Source organism: bacterium (assembly GCA_036504735.1).
Classification (GTDB): domain Bacteria; phylum Electryoneota; class RPQS01; order RPQS01; family RPQS01; genus DASXUQ01.
This window is the reverse complement of sequence record DASXUQ010000019.1, coordinates 377,362-402,194: the sequence shown is the minus strand read 5'-3', so window position 1 is coordinate 402,194 and position 24,833 is coordinate 377,362. Positions and strand designations below refer to the sequence as shown.

Here is a 24,833-nt window from a genome sequence, read left to right as displayed (position 1 = left end):
CGTTAAAGGCCGGATGCAGAGTGCGCCTTATGCCCCCGCGACAATCCGCGCCGTCCCCGCCGGACGGTCGCTCACATCAAACTTATCCGCCTCAAGCAGCAGCGCGGCAATCAATTCATCTTCCGGCAGCGTGGCGATAATCTTGCCGCTCTTCAGCAGCATCCCCTTGTGCTTGCCGCCCACCACCGCCAGGTCCGCTTCGCGCGCTTCGCCGGGACCGTTGACCACACAGCCCATCACCGCAATGTGCAGCGGCTTCTTCAGATGGGCAATCGCCTTCTCCACCTTGGTCGCCAGTTCCACCAGGTCCACTTCGCAGCGCCCGCACATCGGACAGCTCACCAGCATCGGTCCGCGTGTCCGCAGCCCCAGCGATTTCAAAATCTCCCAGCCCACGCGCACCTCTTCCACCGGATCGGCGGTCAACGATACCCGCAATGTTTCGCCGATGCCGTTCTGCAAAAGATACCCGATGCCGATGGCCGACTTGATCGTCCCCACCGACGGCGGCCCCGCTTCGGTTACACCCAGATGCAGCGGATAATCGCAGGCCGCGCGCATCAGCGTGTAGGCTTCAATCATGCGCGGCACATTCGACGCCTTCAGCGACAGCACAATATTGAAAAAGCCTTCATCTTCCAGAAAACGAATATGCCGCAGCGCCGATTCCACCATCCCCTGCGGTGTCGGCCCGCCGTACTTGTCGATCAGATCCCGTTCTAAAGAGCCGCTGTTCACGCCCACCCGCATGGGAATCCCCGCTTCCCGCGCAGCGCGCGTCACCACTTTGGCGCGGTCCTCACCGCCCAGGTTGCCCGGATTGATGCGGATCTTGTCCACACCGGCGTCAATCGCCTTCAAGGCCAGCTTGTAATGGAAGTGAATATCGGCAACAAGCGGAATGTGAATCTGCTTCTTAATCGCCCCCAGCGCAGCGGCGGCTTCGTCATCGGGAACGGCCACCCGCGCGATCTCGCAGCCCGCCTCTTCCAGCCGGAGAATCTGCGCCACAGTGGCCTGAACATCCCGCGTGTCGGTCAGCGTCATCGACTGCACCGCTACCGGATGATCGCCGCCAATCGTCACAGACCCAATGCGGACTTCCCGCACCCGCTTCCCGGAAGGCATAGGCTCTACTTTCAAACCGCTAATTTCTGATGGGTTAAAACTTTATAATCTGACAGAGGTTGTCAGGATTGCTCGGATAATATACTAAGAAACCTCTGAATTGTCAACCGCCTTCCAGTGGTCTCAAAGGTGTTTTTGTTGACTCTGAGATATTGTGAATATCTGCACAAGGACGCACTGTGCCGGTCAGAGGATACAGTGAGTATACGCGAGTCTCATCTGTCGAGATCCAAGCGGGATGTTGGGTGGAGCAGCCCGAACAAAAACTCCTACCCCACACCCTCCGGGTGTGGACGAAAAACAGTCCCCCTATTCCGTCCCCGAAAAACAGACGCCGCCGCAAACAACCATAATGGTGTCTGCGGCGGCGCTTTGCCGTCAATGTGTTTTCCGGTCGTCGCGCCGGGTATCCTTAGCCTCGCACGCTTCAAACCGCTCTCAGAAATAGAACCTCTGCGAGAATGATGCTCCCACGCCGTGCGCCGACGTGAACATCCCGCCCGCCGAAGAGAAGTTCAAATCCAGCTCGTAATAGCGGAACCGCAATCCTGTACCGAATGAAAACAGACTGCTGTGCGGCCCACCGAACAACATGCCGCCTTCAATCGCCGCCCAGCGGAGTGGGGAGTAGGAGGTCGCCGCGCCCGCTTCAATACCCGCTGGACCTAATGGACTGCTTGTCGTCAGCGCGTTCACAATTCCCGCTACACTCAGGTTCGGGAAAAGCTGGTAGGAACCCGAAGCCCGGAGCGTCAGCGGCAGATGCAGTTTTGCCGTGCCACCCTTGATCGTTGTATCTTCGCTGGCAAAGGCCCGGTCCGTATACTCCTTGTTATCCAGTGAATCGAAATCGAGCCCCGCCATGCTGGTCCGCATGTGCGCCGTTTCGGTTTCCTTCACATTCCAGCTCATCGTGGCGCCGATCCGCTGCACCGCCAGCGCGGCTTTCCACCGCCCGTCTTCGGAGAGCTTCGCCGCCACACCCAAATCTGCGCCGAAGCCCCGTCCATCGGTTGCCAGCACATTCTGGAAACTGCCGTTGCCCTGAATCAGATGGTCAGTGACTACAAAGCCCGCCGTCGACTGCCGTGTGTCTGTGTAGGCAAATCCCTGATAGTAATGGAAGGCCAATCCCGCCGACAACTGTGGCAGATAATCCTGCGGAATGATCCGCCCATAGCTGAGCGAGACATCACTCAGGGCCAGAGACTCGCCGATCAGATCATTCAGCGAGTAGTTCTTTCCCAGTTTACTTCCCACCAGCGCGATCTCCGCCACGCACTTGGGAACATTGGCGTGCACCGTCGCCAGAGCCTCCGCATTGAAGGCAAAATTGCGGTAGCGAACTCCGAGTACCGGCAGGCCGAAGTCGGCTTGCAGCGAGAGCCCGCTGCTCGGAATCCGCGCCAGAATGGCCCGCGTGTCGGACCTGTCCCAGAACTTATCGCCTGCAATATGTGAATTCCAGAACCCCACCGAAAAACTGTTGTTCGATGCGGTGAGCCCGAACCCCGCAATGCCCGCCAGTTGAATCCCCATCGCTGTGCGGGTCTCTTCGGCCAGAAAGGCCGGATTGGAGAGCGCGCTGCCCGGACCGCGATGATCGAAGACGTGCGTCGCCCAGTCGGTCCCCGACGCATACAGGGCCGCGGGCAGAATCAGCATCAGAAGGAAAAGGCGCTTCATATCATTTCTCCGTGGACACGCGGTAGCGAACGCGGGCCGTGGCTGAAAACTTCACATAATCACTTCCGTAAGCGGCAAGCGTATCGCCCGCCGAGCCGTTCAGAGTCAGGTCTGGACGGATGTAGAAGACCTTCTGCTTGAACAGATCATAGCAACTCGCCGGCGGCTGCACCTCGGCGGTGCCATCCCCCGCGGCGACCACGCGGCCATGCGCCACCTGTGCCGGCGGCAGCGTCACCACGCACAGCGTCTCGGCGGGCATGCCCGAGTTGTGCAGCACGGCATTCGAATCTGCCGCCGCAATCAACCGTAGCGTTCCCGAAAACGGCAGCGCATTCCACAAATACAAGGTCAGCCCGAGTTCCTGAATGTCTTCGATCCCATCGGATTCCACCTTGTTGGCTTTGCCCGGAATATGCGTGTTGTCCAGCGTGAACTGCAGCGGCGCCGTCAGTTCAATCCGGCTGTGAATCATTGACGTATCATAGACCGTCACCGGCCCTTCCAGATGGATTGCCCCCGAGTAGCCGATGAGTTGCGGCAGCCTTGGGATCAGTGCCTCCAGCCCGCTGAACACCACCGTGGTATCCCGTCCCAGCCAGACATCCGCCGAGCGGTCCGCCGAGCCGATCACACTCCCGTCCCGCGTGGAGAACATCGACATCTGTAAAGTTCCCGTCGTCGGCACGGCGCTGTTCACCGTCAATCGCATGTCCATCGAGGCCGGATGAATATTCTCCCAGCCTTCCGGCGGCTGATCCAGCTCCGTCGAGTCCCGCGTGATATCCGCCTGCAGATTGTGCAGCACCCCATCGAACCGGTGGAACCGCAGCTCATCCGTGTTGAACGTGGCGAGGACCTTCTGATCACCGGCCACATACGTAATATCGTCCGCCGTTGCCAGACTGATACTCTTCAGGCGGCTGCGCACCTGTTGCGTCCCGTCATTGGGACGGAAGACATAGTCTGTCAGGTCCATCACCTCTTCGATGGACTCTCCCGGATTCATGAACCGCAGCATCGTCGCGGGATCACCCGCAGGGCTGACCAGGTTCGGAAACACCAGCAGCACCGAATCCGCAAACGGCGTCAGGTTCGTCGCCGAGATCGTCAAATGCCCCGTGGAAATCAACCCTTGCGTCACTTCGTGCTGCTGATTCAATTCATAGAGCGAGTCCGTAACCGTCTCCTGCCGGGGAAGCCTGCCCGTGTAGGTTGTTGCCAGAATCTCTCCGCAGGACATGGTGATGGTTACTCCCTGCGACGAGTCAATCAGCACCTGCGAGCCTCCCGCCGCCATGCCACTCACCTGCAGGAACATGGCATTGGTCAGACACTTTCCCTGTAGTGGCGTCGAATAGAACGTGTCGCGCCCGGATTCGATCACACCCGAATAGAGCTGCACGGGAGTGTCGCGGTCCGCCATCCAGACAATGTCCGCGCCGCTCACCGGATAAGGCAAAGAACTGTGAATATGAATATCGAGCTGCCCCGAATCGGCGCACGCTAAACTGAAGTCGCCGTTAAGCGGCGCATCCATCAGCACCGTAAAGGGGAAGGACGGCACATCACTCACGGCCCCATTCTGCGCCGCCACCGCAGGGTTCAGAGAAGCCAGAGAGGCGTCATGGGTCTGCGTGAAATCCACCGGAATCCGCAGCGCCTGCAAAGGCCGATCGATCTCGTGGCTCATCGCGTCCAGCTTCAGATGATCTCCCGGATGGATCGCCTCCAGTTCCTTCGTGTACGTAAAGAACAGCGCCGAATCCGGCAAGGTCATCCCGATGCCGGAACCCTCGGCCTGCAGCACCGAGTCCCCGTCCGCCACATCCGACAGGCGGTAGACGCGTGCGGAAATAGGAAGGCTGAACTCGGTATCCCAGGAGGCCGCGCTGGGTACTTTGGGGATCGCGCAGCTCCAGAGGAGCATCATCACGGCACACAATTCCGTGAGCAGCAGCAGAAAAAGACGTGGTTTCATCTCGCGCTTTCGCATGGTCATGTCATCATCAAAGGGTCGTCGACTTCAAACCGACAGGTGCGGTGTTGCCAAACAGCGGCATCCCCGCGCGTCGCCCCGAAAACCTAAACGTGTGCGTTTTCAGGCTCTTGCACGGTACCGCTCCTTGCTGGCAACGGGAACTACAGATCTGTTTTGGCAAGCCCCGTGCCGCAATTCTCCCATTGCATTTCTCTCTGCCGAAGAGTATCTTGTGCCGAGCTTACCCTTTCTGAGGCACTCCCAGCCCTTGCGCAGGTCCTCGATCCATCGCAGCACAGGAGGAGCACCCACCCCGCCGCCCCTGAGCGTCGCCGCGCACCCACGCTTCGCCGCGCTCAAACCGTTGCCGCGGCCTGCATCATAGTCTTTCTCCTTCCCCTACTTTAGTGGGGGAAGGCTGGGATGGGGGTGCATGCCCGGCTACAGCAAAATGCTGCCCGGCTCTTCTGCTCCCCTTTTCCTTCTTTTCCCCCTACTTCAGTGGGGGGAATACAAGGGGGGTGGGGAAAGTCCTTAGACCTCGACGAAGGCGGGGGGCCGGGGAGATGGGGGTCTGCGGGCAAAAATAAAGAAGGATAGGCATCCGCCGTAGGGGCACGACATGTCGTGCCCGTCTTCCCTGAACGAGGGGTGGCCGAAGGGCCATGTCGTGCCCGTCTTCGACCAATCTGCAAAACGGTAAGACCTTCTGCGGTCTTACCGATGGCATAAGGAGTCTTTCGCGATGATGAATTGGATTTTCTTAGGGCTGGTGATCTTCGGTGTGGTGGCGGCGGCCTTCAACGGCAAAATGGACACGCTCACCAAATCCACCTTCGATGCCGCCAAAAGCGCGGTGGAACTGGCCATCGGCCTCATCGGCATCATGGCTCTCTGGCTGGGCATGATGCGCGTGGCCGAAGAGGCGGGACTGGTCAAAGCCCTCTCGCGGCTGGTACGTCCCATCATGAAACGGCTCTTCCCCGATGTTCCTGCCGACCATCCTGCTATGGGCTCGATGATCTCCAACATCGCCGCCAACATGCTCGGCCTTGGCAACAGCGCCACCGCCCTCGGTCTGAAGGCCATGCAGGACCTGCAAAGCCTGAATCCCGATAAGGAAACCGCCAGCAATGCCATGATCATCTTCATGGCCATCAATGCTACGGCCATCACGGTGATCCCCGCCACTGTCATTGGCCTGCGCGCCTCGGCGGGAGCGGCTAACCCCACCTCCATCATCGGCACCACCCTCATCTCCTGCACCACCGCCAGCATTGTCGCGGTCACCTCGGCCAAAATTCTTCAGAATATCGGCCCGTACCGGAAGGAGAAGAAGGCATGAACGATTCCTTCGGACAGGTCGTGCAGGAGGTTTCAAGCTGGGCTATCCCTGTCATCTTCGTCCTGATCCTCGGTTTCGGCGCCCTGCGCAAGGTGCGCGTCTATGAGGTCTTCATCGAAGGCGCCAAGGAAGGCTTCAATGTCGCCGTGCGCATCATCCCTTATCTCGTCGCCATTCTGGTCGCCATCGGCATCTTCCGTGGTTCCGGCGCTATGGACTGGATCATCGCCGGCCTCACACCCATTCTCCGTCCCCTCGGTGTGCCGCCCGAAATCCTGCCCATGGCCATCATCAAACCGCTTTCCGGCAGCGGCGCATTGGGTGTGATGACCGAAGGCCTCAAAACCTACGGCCCCGACAGCCTCATCGGCAACACCCTTTCCACCATGATGGGCTCCACCGAAACCACCTTCTACGTCCTCGCCGTCTACTTCGGCAGCGTCGCCGTCCACCGCACCCGCCACGCTGTGCTCGCCTGCCTCCTCGGTGACCTCGCCGGCCTCACCATGGCCGTCTTCATCTGCAACCTCATGTTCGGGTAATGAATTCCCTTCCCCTCTGGAATATCTCCAATTCATCGCGCCGTCAGACGCGGTCGGAGGGGCGGATCTAAGATCCGCCCGCCAAACTCCGCCCTCTGGAAAACAAAAGGGCGCACCCTTACGGCACGCCCTTCACATTCATCCGGACTTGATTTTCGCTTTTTAGCTTTTCGCTTTTGTCAATGCGTCCAGCTCGTCCACCAATCCCGACCAGTACTTGATAAAGGCTACAATCGGCGCAGGCGTCGTCATGTCCACGCCGGCATCCTTCAGCAATTCCACCGGATGCTTGCTGCTGCCGCTCTTCAAGTAAGCCAGATAGCGGTCCGTCGAACCCTTCTTCGACTTGTCGCCTAAATATTCCGCGCGGATATTCTGCGCCAGTGCCACCGCCGCCGCGTAGCTCGTTGCATAGGTGTAGACATAGTAGCCGCGGTAGAAATGCGGAATCGTGGACCAGGACACACCCGACAGCTCTTCATATTCCGCCGCCGGACCGTGCCATTCCTTCAGCAGGTCGCTGTACAGCTTGTCGAAACTCTCCGCCGTCAGCGGCTCGCCCTTCTCCGCCATCTGGTGCGCTTCCCATTCCCACGTGGCAAACATCACCTGCCGGTAAAACGTGTCGCGCCCCGAATTGACATTCTGCTCCAGCAAAAACAGCAGATGCTTGCGCGCCGTTTCCTTGGCCGCGCCCTTCGCGTTTTTATAGGCCGCGCGCGCTTCATCCAGCAGCTTCATCGCCAGCAGTGTCTCGTTGGTCGTCGAGGCCACTTCCGCGTTGAAGATCACATAATCCCGGTTCGGGAACGGCTGGTTCTTCTCTGAATACAGCGTGTGCATCGAATGCCCGACTTCGTGCGCCACCGTGCTCACGTCGTCCAGCGTCAAGCCCTTCTTGTAATCGAAATTGTAAAGCATATAGGGATGCACGCCGTAAGTGCTGCTCGAATACGCGCCGCCGCGTTTGCCCTTGCTCGCATACACGTCCACCCAGCCGTTCTTCGGCGTTAGTGCCGTGGTGATGTCCGCAATGTACTGCTTGCCCAGCGGCTTCAAGGCATCCTGCACCATGGCCAGTCCCTGGTCCCACGTGTACCGCTGCTCTTCGCCTTCGGAAAAGCTCACATAGTAATCCCAGTGGCGGTAGTGATCGACGTTTAAAATCCGCTTGCGGATCTCGTCGTACTTGTGCAGCGGCGCAGTGTTCTCGCGCGTGGTCTTCACCAGGTTTGCATACACATCCACCGGCACAAAGGTCGGCGTCAGCGCGCGCTCCAGCGTGTTGCTATATTTGCGGGCCTTGGTTGCAAAGATGTCCTTCTTCAGATTGCCCGTCATCAGCGCCGCCAGCGTGGTTTCGTAGGCCTTGAACTGGCCCCACACCGCTTTGAAATATTTTTCCCGCAGTGCGCGGTCCTTGCTCGTGCGGTAGCTCACCCAGCCTTCATAGCTCACACGGACCGTGTCGCCCTTCTCATCCTTGATCGTGCCGAAGTTCATGTCCACGTCGGTGAACTTATTGTACACGTCCGACGGCGTCCCGGTGATATTTCCCGCCAGCGCCATGATCTCTTCTTCTTCCTGCGACAGCGTGTGCTTGGCCAGCAGGTACATGTCATCAAAGCTCTTGCGGTACGGTTCCAACTCCTTGTGCTGGCTTACCCAGCCCATCACCGTCTCCCGCGGAATCAGCAGCATCTCAGGCTCAAACCACGACAGCCGCTGATTGATCTGCACTCCCAGATCTTCCACCCGCTGCTCGCGTCCCGTCCACTCCGAATTTCCCATGTCCACGTCGAAGTGGTAGGATACATAGTTGCCGACGTGATCGTATTTGATTTCCATCGCCTCATCGAGCTTGTTGTACTCGATCAGGCTCTGCGCCGGATTCGTCGCGTCCTTGCCCGCAAATTTGCCCTTGAAAGCCGCCAGCTTGTCGAGATCGGCCTGAATCGCCTGCATATCGGCTTCCCACGCGGCGACGTTGGGATAAATATGCTCCGGCTTCCACTGATAGTTTTTGTCCATGGCGGCGCGTTCCTGCGCTCCGGCTGAAAGAGAAGCCGCCGCCAGTGCGAACGTCAGCGCGATGATGCGCGTGCGACGATGATGCATGAGAATCCTTTTTATGGTAGTTCGGTAAACGCGACAAGAAGACAAAGTATAGTGCATTTTGGCGTCGAAATCAAGAGGCCCCGCACTCCGGCAACTCTTCCCTGATTTAGAATCACCTTTCTGCTTTTTGTTTCATAGGATGTTCCACCCATGTATGTCGCAATTTTGATGCTTCTGCTCAGCCTGCTCGGCACCAATCTGCTGGCCGCTCCAGCGCCTGAAGTGACTATCAATCATTGGCTGCTGGCCGGGCCCTTCGAACTCCGTGCCCCTGTCTTTGCCGACACCGCGCAAGGTCAATTCGAGTCCCTGCTCGCCGCTGATGTCACAGACCTGAGCAATCTCCAGCCCCGCGAAGGCAGTGAATTCACCTCCTATCCCGGCCAAACCCTGAAATGGTCGCGTTTGGGTGCGGAGTTCGCCCGCTCTCCGGGCGCGTCGCCCCATTATGAAGCAGCCTATCTTGCCGCATGGGTCTCCACCGCCACCACACAAAACGTGCAGCTTAAGATCAGCGCCAGCACAGCATCCACCTTTGCAGTTTACCTCGACGGCAAACCCGTAGATGAGAAACCCCAGCAGGAAGCGGACGCTCCGCAGATGACCATCAAGCGCGTCCTCCACACCGGCAAACACCTGCTGCTTATCAAATCCGTGCGCTCCCCCCGTGCGGCCTCGTGGTCGGTCAAGGCGGACATTACACCCACCGCAGAAAACAGCATCACCCTTTCCACCGATCCCCGCCGCGCCCCCTCCAACTTCTCGGACAACGCTCTTTTCGACAACCTTTCCGCTCCCACTATCTCTCCCGATGGCAAATGGCTCGCCATTGTGCATTCTCACCGCGACCTGAAGCTCGTCAAAGAATCCTGGATCGAACTCTACGATTCGAAATCCGGCAAACTCATCCGCAGCCTCCGCCCGCTGAAGAGTCCCGACAATCCCTTCTTCTTTCCCAATTCGGATAAGCTCGGCTTCACGGCCAATGGTGACAGCGGCACCACACTTTGGGTGCTGAATCTTTCCACCGGCGACATCACAGCCGCCCTCAAACACATCGTCGGTCTGCAAAAGCTGGTCCGTTCCCCCGATGGTCAATTCGTCTATTACACCGCCGAGGCCGACAAGAAAACCGATGAGTCCGCTCCCAGTCTCTGGACCGCGCTCGAAGACCGCATGTCCGATTGGACCAACACCCGCAAGCTCTACATGGCATCCCTCTCCAGTGGCTTGACCCACGAGATCACCGCCACCGGCGACTTTGCCGTGGATGAATTCGCCCTCTCCCGCGAAGGTGACAAACTGCTCTTCACCCGCCGTCTCTCGCAAGTAGGCCGCCCCTACTACAGCACCGAATTCTGGCTCTATGACATTCCCTCCGGCAAAGCCACCCGCACCCTCGCTGCGCCGTTCCCCTGGGAGCGCCGCCCGCTCAATCTTACCTGGCTTCCCGGTGGCGAGCAATTGGTCTTCAGTGCGTCGCGTTACACCGTCGCGCCCGGCGACACCATCCCGCGTGACCTTATCGAAGGCGCGCTCTGGCGTCTGGACGTCCGCACCGGCAAAACCGTCAATCTCTCTTCCAAAGAGAACTTCAGCGTCGCCGAAGATGAAGGCCGCAGCGGCATGCTCTACAACGAGAAAGAGAAATCCCTCTGGCTGCAGGTTCGTGCGGGCGGCAGAGTCCCGCTCGTAAGATGTGACCCCTTCGCCGCCGCTCCCAAGTTCACCGAAATTTCTTTCAAGCTCCCCTTCATCGGTGACTTCGATCTCTCCCGTGACGGCACCTGCGCTCTTATCGCCTCCGATCCCGTGAGCCCCGTTGCGCTCTACCTGTCCGATTCGAACAAGCACACCCCCCGCCTCATTTCGAGTCCCGCCAAGAATGTTTTGCCCACGCTGGACATGGCGGCCTTCGACCGCTGGAACTTCACCGACTCCTTAGGCTATGCCATCGATGGCTGGCTCTACTACCCGCCCAATTTCTCGCCCGACAAGAAATGGCCGCTCGTCGTCTACTACTATGGTGGCACCTATCCGCGCGATGAACGCTTCTCTTTCACCTACCACTGGTGGGCCGCCAACGGCTACGTCGTCTATGTACTGAACCCCGCCGGCGCTATGGGCTACAGTGAAAAATTCGCCGGACTGCACGCTAATGATTGGGGCACCCTTGCCACCCGCGACATCATCGAAGGCACTTGCAAGCTCTGCGCGGCAAAACCCTTCATCGATTCCACCAAAATGGCGGCCTACGGCGGCAGTTACGGCGGCTTCATCACCATGGACCTCGCCACCAAAACCTCCATGTTTGCCGCGCTGGTCTCCGATGCTGGCATCAGTGACATCGCCAGCTATTTCGGCGGCGGCACATGGGGCTTCACCTATGGGGATATCGCCCTGCCCAACAGTTTCCCCTGGAACCGCCCCGACATCTTCGCCGGCAAATCACCGTTCTATCATGCCGACAAAATCCACACTCCGCTGCTGCTCATCCACGGTCTGGCCGATGACAACGTCCCGCCCCTCGAATCCGCCGAAATGTTCACCGCCCTGAAAGTCCTCGGGCGCGACGTCGCCTTCGCCCGCTTCCCCGACGAAGACCATTCCATCGCCATCAAATTCTCCGATTACGTCACCTACCGCGAAATGATGCTCGCCTGGTTCGACAAATACCTGAAACACGAGCCTGCCGCTTGGGATAATGTCAAAGACAAATTCGCCCCCGCAAAGTAGGGACACGGCTCGCCGTGTCCGTCTTCACCACAAAAAAGGGCGACCCGCACCGGGCCGCCCTTTTCTTAACATTCATCATCTTCTGGGCAATTGCACAGCGAATTCAGCGTCAGGGCTTGTTTGCCCCTTATCCCTTAGCCCTTATCCCTTAGCCTTCTACTTCAGCAGCATCATCTTATTCATCGCCGCATAGCTTCCGGCGGTCATCTTCACCAGATAAAGCCCGGACGGCAATCCCTCTCCATCGAATGCCACCTGATACCGGCCCGCGGCGTACTTGCCGTTGACCAGCGTCGCCACTTCCTGCCCCATCACATTGTAGACGATGATGGCCACCTGACTGTTCTGTGGCACATCAAACGGCAGCAGAGTGGTCGGGTTGAAGGGATTCGGATAGTTGGCGTGCAGCGCATACTCTGTCGGTACAGCGCCGGGGATCTGGTCCACCGACAGCACGTTCATATCCGCCTGAATCAGGAACGGACTTCCCGGCGCATTGCAGTACACCCGCAGCATGGTCGCGTATTCATTGGGTTGCAACTGCCCGGGGGCCGCCGTCACGGTCACCGTTGTGCTTCCGTTCGGGTTCACCGTGCCGCTGGACGGATTGCTGCTGAGCCAATTCACGCTGTCCACGATCTGGAACGTCAGCGGACAATTGCCGCCGCTGTTGGAGATGGTGAACGCTTGCGGTTGAGTCTGGAAGCGATGGACCACAAACGTCAGTGAACTGACCGAGAGCGCCGCCGCGGGTGAACGCAACAACACATTGACGGTTGTATTGACATTCGCTTCCACCGCCACGTTAGCCCGGGCGGAATCACAATGCGTACTGTGCCCGAAATGCACCGTGTAGACTCCCGGATCAACGGGCAAAATCCAATGCCCGGCGGCATCGGTGTAGGCCGTATCCGGTAAACCTGTCACCCATACGTGGCCATCTTCGAGGGGTGGGTTGGTTCCGCCAAGGTGCCCCATCGTGCCTGTCAGCGCCTGTTGCGGTCCGCCCCAGAACTTCACCGAGCTATTATTGACGGGCATGAAGTCGCCGCTACTCTGGCACCACAACGACACGCCGTCGGTGCCATCCGCATTCTCCACGCCGACAATCCCGAAGTTGTCAGACAAAGCCTGATAGTTCAGGGTGATGCCCCCACGGGAATCGAGAATAACCTGCATGCTGAACGATCCGCTGTTCATATAACGCGGCACATCATTCCAACTGATGATGCATCGCTGGTTGGCGGCGTCTGCATAGTACAACACCTGGCCATGTCCCGACGGCCCGGGATTCAGATCCGCGCCAAACAGGTAGATGGCATTATCGGGAACTCCCTGAGTGGGAGGGCATCCGCTGGTCCAGCTTGTCATGCCGCTGAACTGCACAAAGCCATTGGAGGTCACGTTCACCGTGGTGAAGGTCTGTCCGTAATAGCTGAAGTTGAAGCCCAGATCATACGGTCCTTCGCTGCAATCATCGCAGGCTACAATCGGCGTTCCCGTCGCGGAAATATCCACCCATTGGTACTCGATGGTGTGCCACGGGCTGATGACGGAGCCGGTGGCGCTGGCTCCGGCGCTTTCATTGGGCACCTCATCCACAGCCTTGACCGTCCACGTATAGACAATCGCCGGATCGGGCGGCGTGCTCATAAATTGCCCCACCCCCGGACCAATCGGCGTCGGCGTGACCAGCACGTCGTCCCTGTAGACGCGAATGCCGGCCAGATCAACCAGGGTCGAACCGTCGGCATTGAGCATCGGGTCGGTCCACGTCAGTCGCATCTGCGACTCCCCCACCGATGTCAGCGCCAGATTGGTCGGAGCCGCCGGAGCCATAGCGCAGACCGCCGTCGCGGTGTTCGACGGCAGGGACAGGCCATTGTCGTCATACCGGGCCCGCACCACATAGCTGTGGGGTTGGTTTTCCGGCAACGGCGTGTCATCGTAGCGTGTGATCGTCGGTGCAACAGAATCGCGCGGGGCATCATCCCGGAAGATCACATAGCGGATAATATCATCAAGGCTTCGGCCTCCGCGTCCACGGGATGCGGAAGATGCCGCCAGCACGTGCGGCGCGTGCGGTGCCACGCACGTGCGCAGGCGCTCTGCCATCTGCCAGGCCGGCATCGTAGGTCCGCCTGCCCCGAACAGCGGGCTCACCGTCATCGGCCCCCACTGCTTTTTGTCCGTGCGGCTATCGGCGCGTAAGGAAAGGGCTTGGGTATCCGGTGCGGACTGCAACGCCATGCTTACCTTTGACGGATGAGCCCCGAAACCTTTGGCCACGCTTGTGCGGCGCACGACAGCCGGAGCCAATTCATAGTTGCCCCGCAGGCCGCCGCCCATGTCCCCGATCACAAAACAGCGTTGCATCGGAATGTAGGTGATGCCCGGTTCATAGGGATTCCATACTGTCCCGTCCCAACTGTAGAAGAAGGTGTTGTTGATAAACGGCGTGGTGGCGTCACCGCCCACGTACAGCGGTGTATCCGTGAGTTGCCGGATGCCCACATAAAAGGATCCGTTATCGAAGGTCACCGGCGCGGACAGCGACCACTCCTGAAAAGCCTCGGTCTGGTCGGTCTGAACCGTATCGTTGACTCCCAGCGGCTCGAACGTCGGATGCCCCGCTCCGTCGTCGGCAAATACGCCAATCTGAATCGGGGCTCCCGGCGTCGCCATCTGCGTGAAGTAGGTCTTGATCCGCGTCACGGTAATCGCGCCGACTCCTTGGTAATGGGCCACAAGCCAGCCGAACGGCGGCGCTGAACCCCAGCCCAGTCCGCCGGTATCGTCCGTTCCGTCATCGTAGAATGCTTCCACTTCCGGCGGCACTCCCGGCGCAATCCAACTCAGGCGGATCCTGTTGTCGAAATGGCCGTTCGCCGAAAGCATTTGCGGCGGAATTGGCCCGAACGGATTGGTGACCACATTCGATGGCCCCGACTCGAGCGGTGGGTTCAGAACATTGTTGTCGATGGCCCGCACCGAATACTGGTAAACCCCGTTGGCTTCCAGCGTGTCGAGCATCCAGTTCTGCGTGCGGCCCGTCACGGTCTGGCGCACAGTCCAGTCTCCGCCGTCCAGCAATTTGCGGTACACCCGGTACCCGTCTACCAGCAAGTCCGGACAGACATCCCAGTGCAGACTGTCTTTGCGCGCTATCGTCCGCACCGTGCCCGTCACGTTCGTTGGGGCGGGGGGCGGAGAACGCAGGATGACAAAATTGGCTCCGGTGTATCCGTTGGTGTCCAGAGCGATACTCAGCGTGTCCTCATCATAGCCGGTCAGTGAAGCCCGGATGCGGCGGTCGCCGATCTGCACGCTATCCAGCACAAAGTCGCCGTTAGTGGCCGGATGCACAGAGGGATGATGCGCGCCATTCGCGCGAATGGTCACCGCAGGCACGGAACCCGTGCCGCCATCCAGTGAAACATGGCCGGTCACCGGCGCAAAGGTGGACGCGCCGCGCCAGAAGACAACCGAACTCGAATCATGCGGCACAAACAGGCCGGTGTTTTCGTAAAAAACCTGATAGGCGGCAGTGCCGTCGCAATTCTCCACGCCCACCAGACCCCCTTGGTTCTCAGCGGGAATGCTCAGGTAATTGTACGTGACCGAACCGTCGTCCTTCAATACTATCTGGAAACTGAAATGCGTTCCGTTCCATAGGTGGGACACGTCCAGCCAACTGATGATAAACCGTCCCGCGGCGGCATCGGAATAATACATCACCTGTCCGCCCGCCGGCAGATAGAGGTTGTCCCAATAGGGGTACAGGGCGCAATTCGGTTCCTCCCGGTTGGGAATCGGCATACTCCATCCGGCGGAAGAGCCGCCGTCAAACGAGGCGAAACCGTTGGAGCAGACATAGATGTCACTGTAATCGGTGCCGTAGAACTCAAACGGAAAACCGAGGGCAAACGGTCCGGTCGTCTCGTCGTCGCCGGTTAATCCCGTATTGGCGCCAATCGTCGAAATGTCGGTCCACTCGTAAGGAGTCTGCATCCACGGCCCGAGCACGCTCCCGATACAGATTGCCGCCGGTCCTTCATTGCCCGCTTCATCCAGGGCCGACACGGTCCATGTGTACATCGAGTCCGCGCTTGGCGGCGTGTCGAGGTATTCCTGTACACCGTGCGCTGCCGTTCCCAGCAAGGTTCCGTCACGGTAAATGCGGCAGTTCGTGTGGTCGATGCAGGGAGTCCCGTCGCGGTTTACCACCGGATCCCTCCACGTCAGTCTCATGCGGTGAATTCCGTCCGGTTCCGGAGTGAGCGCAGCGGGCGCGCCCGGCGCCATGGCGGCCATCGTGGTTACGGAATTGGTCCGGCCCGATTCGGTGCCATCATCATAGAAGGCCGACACCTGATACGTGTGAGCCGTGCCTTCCGCCACCACATCGTCGTAGAGCGTCCGTGTGGCGTCCACGCTGTCGTGCAGCACGTTGTCGCGAATAATGTGGTAGCGTACCACGTCATCCAACGCTCCCGGCCTGCGCCGCGGACTCGATGCCGGATTCACGTGCGGTGCCCGTGGCCCTGTGGCATTCGGTGCCATGGCCCGCTCCGCCAGATAATGCGCCGCCTTTGCCGATGGGTGACGCCCGCTCGGAGCCGGATTCATCACCACCGGAGTCTTGGAGTGCTTCGCCGTCCGTGCCACCGCGCCGCGCCACGCGCTCTTTTCCACCGTCGAAGCCAGTGCCGCCGCACCACGCGTACAAACCGGCGAGGGCAGCAACTCCACGGCGTTGCCCATGTCACCGACCACCACCGCGCGCTCCATGGGAATCATCTCGATGTTCGGCTCGAACGCCGTCCAGAACTGGCCATCATAGTTATAAAAGAAGGCGTTATTCACGAACGGCGAGGTTATGTCGGCGCCGATATTGATCGATGTCGTGTTGACCTGCCGGATGCCGACAAAAAAGGAGCCGTTGTCGAACGTCACCGGCGGATCGAGGACCCATTCCTGGTACTGGTCGAGCGGTGCGTCCTGCGTAACGTCCATCACTCCCAGCGCCTCCAGCGTCGGCTGTCCCATGCCGTCATCGGCAAACGTCCCGATCTGAATGCTGTTGCCGGCTATCGCGGAATTGGTGGAATAGATCTTTACCCGCGTCACCGTAACCGGCCCGTTTCCGGCAAAGTGCGAAACAATCCAGCCGAACGGCGGCTGCGAGCCCCACCAGCCAAGGCCATCTACTTCGTTGGTGCCGTCATCGTAAAAGACTTCCTGCTCCGGCGGAACACCCGGCGCAAACCACGACAGGCGAATGTGATCGTCATAGTTGCCGTTGGCATGCAGCCTCTGTGGCGGAAGTGCGCCATACAACACCTGTACCGCCGCGGAGTGCGCGGATTCTAATGCCGGCGGCGTGACGTCAACATCCCGCGCGGTCATCACATAATCGTAAATTCCCGGCACCGTCAAAAGATCCATCCCGCCGGTGCCCGTATATGTTCCCGCCAGCGTGTACGCGGTGTCTTCCCGCAACTTGCGGTACACCCGGTAGTCATCCACCAGCGGATCGGGCGACACGTCCCAAGCCAGCGTCGCTTCGCCCGTGGCGTTGCTGACCGACACCGTGAGCCCCGTAGGGACAGGCACGGGGCCGCGGCGAAGGGTCAAATTCTGGCCGGTCAATCCGCCCGCAGGTACCACCACCGGAGAGGTGATAGTCTGGTACCCTGCCAAGTGAGCGGAGAGCACACGGTTGCCGGTCTGCACATTGGCCAGAGTATAGGCGCCCGACGCGTTCGGGTGCGCCGAAGGGCTGTTCAGGCCGTCCGCCCGCACCGTCGCCAGGGTCACGTTGCCGTTGCCGCCATCCAATGTCAGCGTTCCTGAAACCGTCACCCCCACCACCGGCTGCAGGCCCCACACCACAACGTCGTCCATGTAATATCCCGCATACTCCATCACTCCGTCCGAACCGAAGGTCAAACGGAAGATCGGTGTCTGACCGATAAACTGTCCGATGGGGATAACCGCATAGCGCCAGGCCGGATCCAGCGAACCGCTCCAGCACGATTCATTCCCGCCACACATCCACTCGCCGTTCGTTGTGCCGGTATAACCATCCTGCGGAGTCACCGGTTGCCAGGTGTTGCCGCCGTCTACGCTGGCTTTCACATTGCACCCGTCCCACGGACTCTCAATCTGGTACCAGTACCAGAATTCCAGAGTCGCTCCAGCGTCCACCACAGGCAACCCGATAGCCAAATCCAGGTGGCCGCACACCGAGGTGCCGTAATTGTCATGCAATCCCACCGCCCACACGCCCGTGCCGCTGTGAGGCTCGGGTCCCCCGGGATTGGTCGGCGTTCCCCACTGCCAGACATCGTTATCCGCCACCCACATCCCGTCGGTGACGTCCAGATCTTCATGGTAGACTGGATTGCCCGCCAGCACCGGGACGATGCTCGGCGCGCTGTGTGCCGTGTCATGCTTGGCCTGCACATAGTAAATGAGACTGCCCTGCGGCGCGTTTGCATGTGTAAAGGCCTGCACGCCGGGAGCGATCTGGGCAAGGCGTTGCTCAGGAGCCAACCCTCCGAGGTAAATCAGAATGCTGTCCGGCGTCAACGGATTTCCGTTGGTGTCGTGCGTCGGGTCTGCCCACGTCAACACGACATTGGGTGCCGAGTAGGTCGCGGTAAGCTGTGTCACCCGTTCCGGAATCCCATCCGGCTGGCCCACCAGAATCGCAAGGCCGTTCGCTGGCAGCTCGCCGGTGCCGTCATAGCAGATTTGCAACGCCTGCGTGCCGGACGCATTTTCGATGCCCGCCGTACAGCTCACATTTTGCGGCACCGTCTGATACTGGAACAGAATATTGCCGTTGGGAAAGAGAATCACTTCGAAGGTATGGGCTTCGTTAGTGTCCCGGTGCGGAACCGCAATCCAGCTTACGATAAACCGCTGATGGACCGCATCCGCATAGTACTTGACCTGGCCGGTTGTCCGCGTATCCAGATCATCCCAGAACGCATAAATCGCGTTGTTCGGCACCCACGTGGTGGGAAGAGACGTCTCCGTCCAGTCCATGCTCGTGCCGCCGAACGTCAGAAAGCCGTTCATGCAAACCCGCACCGTACCGTAGGTGTTGCCGTAAAACGGAAAGGAAAACCCGATATCATAAGGTCCCGTATTCCCGTCGTCAGAGGAGGGGACCGCTGTGCCGGAGGTAGAGATGTCCACCCAGGCATAGGTCGTGTCGCGCGCCGCATAATCATCCAGCGGATTTTGTGGCCGCCGGGGATGCCCCGCCACACCTGCCACGTGCTCTTTAGCCCGCGCTATGGCCGAAGGGACGTTAATATAACTTCCCGTGGTGGCGTTGATCCGCCCAGCCAACTTGATGTCCTGCGCCGACAGCATGTCGCGTGCTTCCACCTTCGCCTTCAACCGGGCGATATCCGATGGTCTGACGACCGCTGCACTCAGCGCGGTTAAGGCCAGCAGCAGCAGCAATGCCGTGGTCCAGAGCCTGGACCGTTTCCCGTTACTCATGGCTGACTCCTGAAATATGGTCACAAAGGGTTTGTGTACCCTCGAATTAACATACTTTTTCTGTACAAGTCAAGGAAGAGCCGCTCTCTCCCGCCATTTTTCCCCTTCGTTCACATTGCGGCATGTCGCGGCTTGTATGCGGCCAAAAACACTACTCTTTGGTCATCAATTGCCTTTTCAAGATCCTGTATATCAAAACATTGGTCCCTTCACTGCTCAGGGACCACAGCGGATGCCCGCTTTTGCCTGCCGGAGCAGGCCGAATTCACTCGAATCAACCTCGCAGATCATAGCAAAATCTGGCAATATGATGGACAGATTCCTTTTGTTGCGCTTCAACTATCCGGAGCAAATTCGATAGACTCCGCATGGCTTTGTAAGAGGCATCGAACATCTGGACCTTGTCCACTTACACCCTGGTCATACTCTGCACTTTATTAATAAACAAATCCTTAATAAATATCGATGTTCAGCAGGCGCAGATGCCGTCACCGTATCAGGTTGTATTTATTGCAACTGAAACCTCCGAGCGTGGACCAGTTCGACTGACCGGAAGCCCGTTTTGGTTGGCAAACCATGTGAATTATGTGCAGGCACAGTATTGCATACCCCGCGAACAATCCGTACCTTTGGTGCCAATTGTCGGAAAGAATGTACCTGTTTTTCAACAGTTGAATGACGAACTCGGAGGATTTCATGGGCCGTTTGCTCGGACTGCTACTTTGTGCCTTCTTACTGCTCACAGTAACGTCCACCTTTGCGTCTGAAATCAGCGACCTGTCCCTTGGGATGCGTGACTTTACACAGTCGCAAGCGCACCTGAATGTGTCGCGGACCTCCCCGGAATTGACGAGAATTTCCCTCGCCGCCCCGGTTGTGGTGATGCAAGATCAGATGGTGAATTATCAATCGTACCAAGCCTTCGGTATCGCGGGCGAATCCTTCGTCAAGGATATCGGCAGCCCCACCGTGCCGCAAGTTACTCGCTTCTACCGCATCCCCAATACGGGCAGTGCGGAGATGGTCATTTCCGATGCCGACTATGATCTGGTAGAGAACGTCAATTCTCTCCCCGTCCAGCCTCAGGAACCGGCCTTCGGTACCGTCACCCGCAATGAAGCAGTCTACAGCAAGGATGGCTGGTATCCGGAGAACGTGGCGGTGATGAGCGATCCCATGATCATGCGCGACTTCCGCGTGGTCACGGTCACGCTTTACCCCGTGCAGGTCAATCCGGTCACCCATCAGGCCCGCATCTACCGCAACCTCAGCGTCGATGTGGTCGCCAATAATCGTCCCGGCGTCAACGAACTGCTGAATCCCCATCGACCATCCCGCGAATGGGCGTCGATGTACCGCGCCATGATTCCCAATCTCGATGACTCCGCCCTCGATGACGTGACTACTGGCCCCGGCAGCATGTTGATTCTGACCTCGACCAACGCGATCCCCCGGCCCTTCGCCGACAGCCTGTTCGTCTGGAAGACCCGCCAGGGCTTCAAGGTGTCCGTTGATGCTCGCGCGTCCTGGACGTCCGCCGCGGCTATTACGGCCATCCGCAATGCCTATGCGGCTGCGCCGGTCGATGCTCCTCTTGAATTCGTGGTCCTGATGGGAGACCCCGGCGCAGCTTGGGCGATTCCCATCGACAATACCGATAACAGCTTTGATCACAACTATGCCCGGGCCAATACCGGCGACGATATCGAAGACATCGCCGTAGGCCGCCTTTCCGGCGGTGACGCTGCCACGCTGGCCACCATCAACGCCAAGATCATGGGCTACGAGCGCAATCCGCACATGGAAAGCTCCCCCGGCGTGGCCGATACCATGTGGTTCCACAAAGCCTTCCTCTATGCCAGTGTGGGCCGCAACTGTGTCGACAACGCGTTAGCCATGCGCTGGGGCCGGCAGCAGTTCATCAACAATACCGGCGTGGACAGCGTCGATTTGGCGACTCACCCCACCGATGCGGTCGTGGAAAGCGATGTGCTTCCCCGCCTCAATGCGGGCGTAAGCTTCTTCATCTGGCGCGGCAGTTGGATCGGCGGCATGTCCTCCAGCATCGCCAGCCGCCTGAACAGCACGTGGCGCCTTCCCGTCTGCATGACGGTAACCTGTGATGCGGGCGACTACAACAGCAGCGGAATCAACGGCCCTGCCGAAGACTTCCTCTGCGAAGGCACGGCTGCCAATCCCAAAGGCGCGGTGTGCGGTATCGGAACATCTACGTCCGGCACCGAAAATGGAGCCAACATTATTCTGGCCAGCGGTCTGCTCTACAACATCACCGATCTGACCGTTGAGCATCTTGGCACGGCCGTCGCCGGAGCCAAGGCCCAACTCTACTACTCGTTTGGTCCCACGTGGCCGGATCCGGAAGGTTACCCCGGCGGCATTGCCGCCAAGTTCAGCCGCCTGTTTAACCTGCTCGGCGATCCCAGCCTGTCCATGTGGACCGACGTGCCGAAAGTCCTCGACGTCACCCACCCCAATGCACTCAACGTGGGTGCCCGTTCGGTGGACATCACCGTCACCCGGGCCGCCGATGCCATCCCCGTGCAGGACGCGGTCGTCTGTCTCTGGAAGCGTGGCTCCGACTCCACGTGGGCGACGGGCATGACCGATGAGCAGGGGCATATCACTCTGCCGGTCAACGTCAATGCCGCCGGCGATATGTACCTCACCGTCACCAAGCGCAACCACAAGCCGTTCCTCTTTACGATTCCCTGCGGCCAGGTGGATGCTATGCCGATGTACAGTTCCGTCGTGCTCGATGACGACAACAGCAGCGGCACTCATGGTAACGGCGATCATGTCATGAACGCAGGTGAGACCATCGACCTGCCGGTTTACATCCGGAATTTCGGCAATGCGGTGACGGTGACGGGTATCAGGGCCGTCCTGACCAGCAATAATCCTCGGGTCACGGTTTCCACCGACAGTGCCTCCTATGCCAATATCGCCCCCGGCGATTCTACGCTGGGCTCAACCCCGTTCCGTATCGTTGTCGCCCCGGATATGCAGAACCACGAAACGGTCCTGCTGACTCTGACCATCAACTCCTCGGCTCCGCTGGCGGTGGGTGCCATTCCCTTAACCTGCGTCGCGGGCGAGGCGCTTTACCAGCGCCACAATCTCAGCACGGTGCTCAATCCCGGCTCAACGGCCAATCTGACGGTTGTGGTGCGCAACACGGGTACGGTCCCGATGCTCGGCGTCACCGGCCACCTGACTCCATTGACTCCGTTTGTCCAGGCCGACGTCGGTACGGCGTCTTTCGGCGACATTGCCGCCGGTGCCTTGGATTCCAACTCCGCCAGTCCGTTTACCCTGACCGCTAATACGATGACCTTCCGCGGCTTGCAGGCTCCCATGCGCCTGATTCTGACCTCGGCAGCGGGTTTTGCGGACACGGTCCAGTTCAACGTCAGTGTGGGCACGGCTCAAGCGACCGATCCCACGGGTCCCGATGCCTACGGCTACTACGCGTATGATAACACCGATGCAGCCTATGACATTCATCCGACCTTCGCCTACGTGGATATCAGCAGCTCAGGAACGTTGCTGAGCGCCGCCTCGCAGGATCCGGGCGATAAGCAGAACCTCACGCCGATCATGTCGAATGTCGTACGCCTGCCTTTCGGCTTCAAGTTCTACGGTCGGGTCTACGATTCCCTGACCGTCTGTTCCAACGGCTGGTGCGCCTTCGGCAATCAAAGCTGGTACGACGGCTTCCGCAACTTCCAGATTCCCGCCATGCGTGCTGCCGATGCCATGATCGCCCCCTACTGGGACGATTTGCAAACCACCGGCACGGGGCATGGCGTATGGGTGAAGAGCGATACCACTAACCATCGCTACATCATCCAATGGAAGGCCACCGCCAATCAGGGCGCGCCCAACCTTGACTTCGAAGTCCTGCTCTACGACACCACCTATCAGCCGACCTTCACCGGCAACGGCAACGTCGTGGTGCAGTACAATCATGTGGTGATGAACATCAATCCGCAGTTCGGTGACGATGCTCCCGGCTGCACCATCGGCATCCAGATGCCCGGCAATCTCGTCGGCCTCCAGTACGCGTATCAGAACTCGTACTCCCCCGGCGCAGCCACCGTGTCCGACGGACGGGCGATCCTGTTTACCACCGACGCGCGTATGATGTTCGGCCAGATTCAGGGTACCGTGCGCAATGCCGCCGACAATCTGCCTATGGCGGGCGTCACTGTAGGCGTCAACGGCTATGCCTATCATGCCACCACGGATGCTGCTGGCCATTACCTGATTCCCGACGTGCTCATCGGCACCTATGGTATGCATACGTCGTTCCACCGCTTTAACAATGACTCCGTCGCCAACGTGCTGGTGCAGCTCGACAGCACGGCTACCGCCGACTTCAGCGTGCATCATCCCGAGATGACGTTGTCCACCGATTCGCTGGTCGACAGCATCAGCGGCTCGCCCGCTCAGATGACGTTCAATATTGTCAACAACGGCAACGGTCCGCTGGATTACAGTATCCGTACGCTTTTCCCCGGTGACAATAATCCGACCCCGTGGGATTCGGTGGGCAATATCCAGGCGACTCAACTGACGAACAACTTCCAGCTCTGGGGTTGTGAATTCATGGGTGACTACTGGTATGTCACCGGCGCCGATCCCGGCATCGGTCACAGTGTCATCTACAAGTTCGGTCTCGACGGCGCTCTGGCCGCTACCATCCCGCAGCCCTCCTCCAGTCTCTTCGGCTGGTTCGATATGGCCACCGACGGTCACCTGATCTACGGTTCGGACGGCCATGTGATCTACGGCATCGACGAGAACGGTCAGGTGCAGGATACCATTCCCAGTCCGCTCAATCCGACTCGTGCCATTGCCTACGATTCTCTGACTCATCATTTCTGGATTGCCGACTACACCTCGGACATCTACGAGATCGACCGCAACGGCGCCATTATCAATCAGGTTCCCAACACCAGCCAGTTGACTATCACCGGTCTGGCGTGGAACGCGCTGGATGCCAACGGCTACAAGCTCTACATCTTCAGTCAGGACGGCGCATCGCAAACCCGTCTGACGCGCATGATGACCTCCGCGCCGTACACAAAAGAAACGGTGCTTGATCTGCCCGGTCAGGCGGGCGACCGCTCCGGCGGCTGCACGATCACTCCCGCCTGGAACAGCACACTGATGGTCTTTGCGGCTATCATGCGTGGCGCGTCCGGCGCCGATCACCTCGAGATCTATGAGATGACCTTCAACACTTCGTGGATCAGCGCCACGCCTGCTCCCTGGAACGTTCCCGGCGGCGGCAGCGGCGAAGTCACGGTGCATTTCGATCCCGCGTCGCTGCGTGATGGTTCCTATCGCGTGGACCTGCATATCTCCAGCGCAGTTTATGACACCACACAGATCCTGCCGGTGCGCCTGACGGTCTACCGTGGCCCCAACAGCGCCCAGCCCCACGTGACCGTGATGCCCGCGCAGTATGCCTTGCACCAGAACTATCCCAATCCCTTCAACCCCACCACCAACATCCGTTATGAGCTGAAGACCGAAGGTCTGACGCGCCTGTCTGTGTTCAACGTGCTGGGCGAGAAGGTCGCCGATCTGGTCAATGCCAAACAGCCCGCCGGCTTCTACGACATCTCCTTCGACGCTTCGGCTCTGCCCTCGGGTGTCTACTTCTACCGCCTTACAAGCGGCAACTTCACCCAGTCGGCAAAGATGATTCTCATGAAATAACCCCATCCATTGGGCAAACAAAAACCCC

General features: G+C 59.2%; 9 protein-coding genes. 4 read left to right on the top strand and 5 right to left on the bottom strand.

Going from position 1 to position 24,833, the window contains the following annotated elements; genetic code table 11:
• Positions 1-27: 27 nt before the first annotated feature.
• The 3 genes from ispG to VGL38_16060 all read right to left on the bottom strand — a co-directional run bounded on the left by ispG (position 28) and on the right by VGL38_16060 (position 4,795).
• Complete coding sequence (gene ispG, locus VGL38_16070) at positions 28-1,128, bottom strand: flavodoxin-dependent (E)-4-hydroxy-3-methylbut-2-enyl-diphosphate synthase (protein ID HEY3296950.1); 1,101 nt, start codon at positions 1,126-1,128, stop codon at positions 28-30.
• A gap of 438 nt (positions 1,129-1,566) precedes the next feature.
• The gene (locus VGL38_16065; protein HEY3296949.1) at positions 1,567-2,814 is read right to left on the bottom strand and encodes a DUF5723 family protein; all 1,248 of its coding nucleotides are present in this window, start codon (positions 2,812-2,814) and stop codon (positions 1,567-1,569) included.
• A 1-nt stretch (position 2,815) separates the two neighbouring features.
• Entirely contained in the window at positions 2,816-4,795 is a 1,980-nt protein-coding gene (locus VGL38_16060) for a hypothetical protein (protein ID HEY3296948.1), read from the bottom strand.
• Between the two features lie 745 nt (positions 4,796-5,540).
• On the opposite strand from VGL38_16060, the gene VGL38_16055 reads away from it, so the two are divergent.
• Together VGL38_16055 and VGL38_16050 are read left to right on the top strand one after the other, a co-directional pair.
• Complete coding sequence (locus tag VGL38_16055; protein HEY3296947.1) at positions 5,541-6,140, top strand: nucleoside recognition domain-containing protein; 600 nt, start codon at positions 5,541-5,543, stop codon at positions 6,138-6,140.
• Positions 6,137-6,682, top strand: coding sequence for a spore maturation protein (locus tag VGL38_16050; protein ID HEY3296946.1), 546 nt, complete (start codon positions 6,137-6,139; stop codon positions 6,680-6,682). The genes VGL38_16055 and VGL38_16050 overlap by 4 nt, the downstream gene beginning before the upstream one ends.
• A 162-nt stretch (positions 6,683-6,844) precedes the next feature.
• Here the strand turns inward: VGL38_16050 and pepF are convergent, their stop codons facing one another.
• Positions 6,845-8,800 (bottom strand): oligoendopeptidase F, encoded by a 1,956-nt coding sequence (pepF, locus tag VGL38_16045; GenBank protein HEY3296945.1) that lies wholly within the window; start codon positions 8,798-8,800, stop codon positions 6,845-6,847.
• A 150-nt stretch (positions 8,801-8,950) separates the two neighbouring features.
• On the opposite strand from pepF, the gene VGL38_16040 reads away from it, so the two are divergent.
• The gene (locus VGL38_16040) at positions 8,951-11,536 is read left to right on the top strand and encodes a prolyl oligopeptidase family serine peptidase (protein ID HEY3296944.1); all 2,586 of its coding nucleotides are present in this window, start codon (positions 8,951-8,953) and stop codon (positions 11,534-11,536) included.
• 156 nt (positions 11,537-11,692) lie between these two features.
• On the opposite strand, the gene VGL38_16035 is transcribed toward VGL38_16040, so the two are convergent.
• A complete protein-coding gene (locus VGL38_16035) occupies positions 11,693-19,057 on the bottom strand; it encodes a T9SS type A sorting domain-containing protein (protein ID HEY3296943.1) in 7,365 nt (2,454 codons plus the stop codon).
• Between the two features lie 696 nt (positions 19,058-19,753).
• Here VGL38_16035 and VGL38_16030 point away from each other — a divergent pair.
• Positions 19,754-24,805: a C25 family cysteine peptidase gene (locus tag VGL38_16030; protein HEY3296942.1), complete on the top strand. Its 5,052-nt coding sequence runs from the start codon at positions 19,754-19,756 to the stop codon at positions 24,803-24,805.
• The last annotated feature ends 28 nt before the right edge of the window (positions 24,806-24,833 follow it).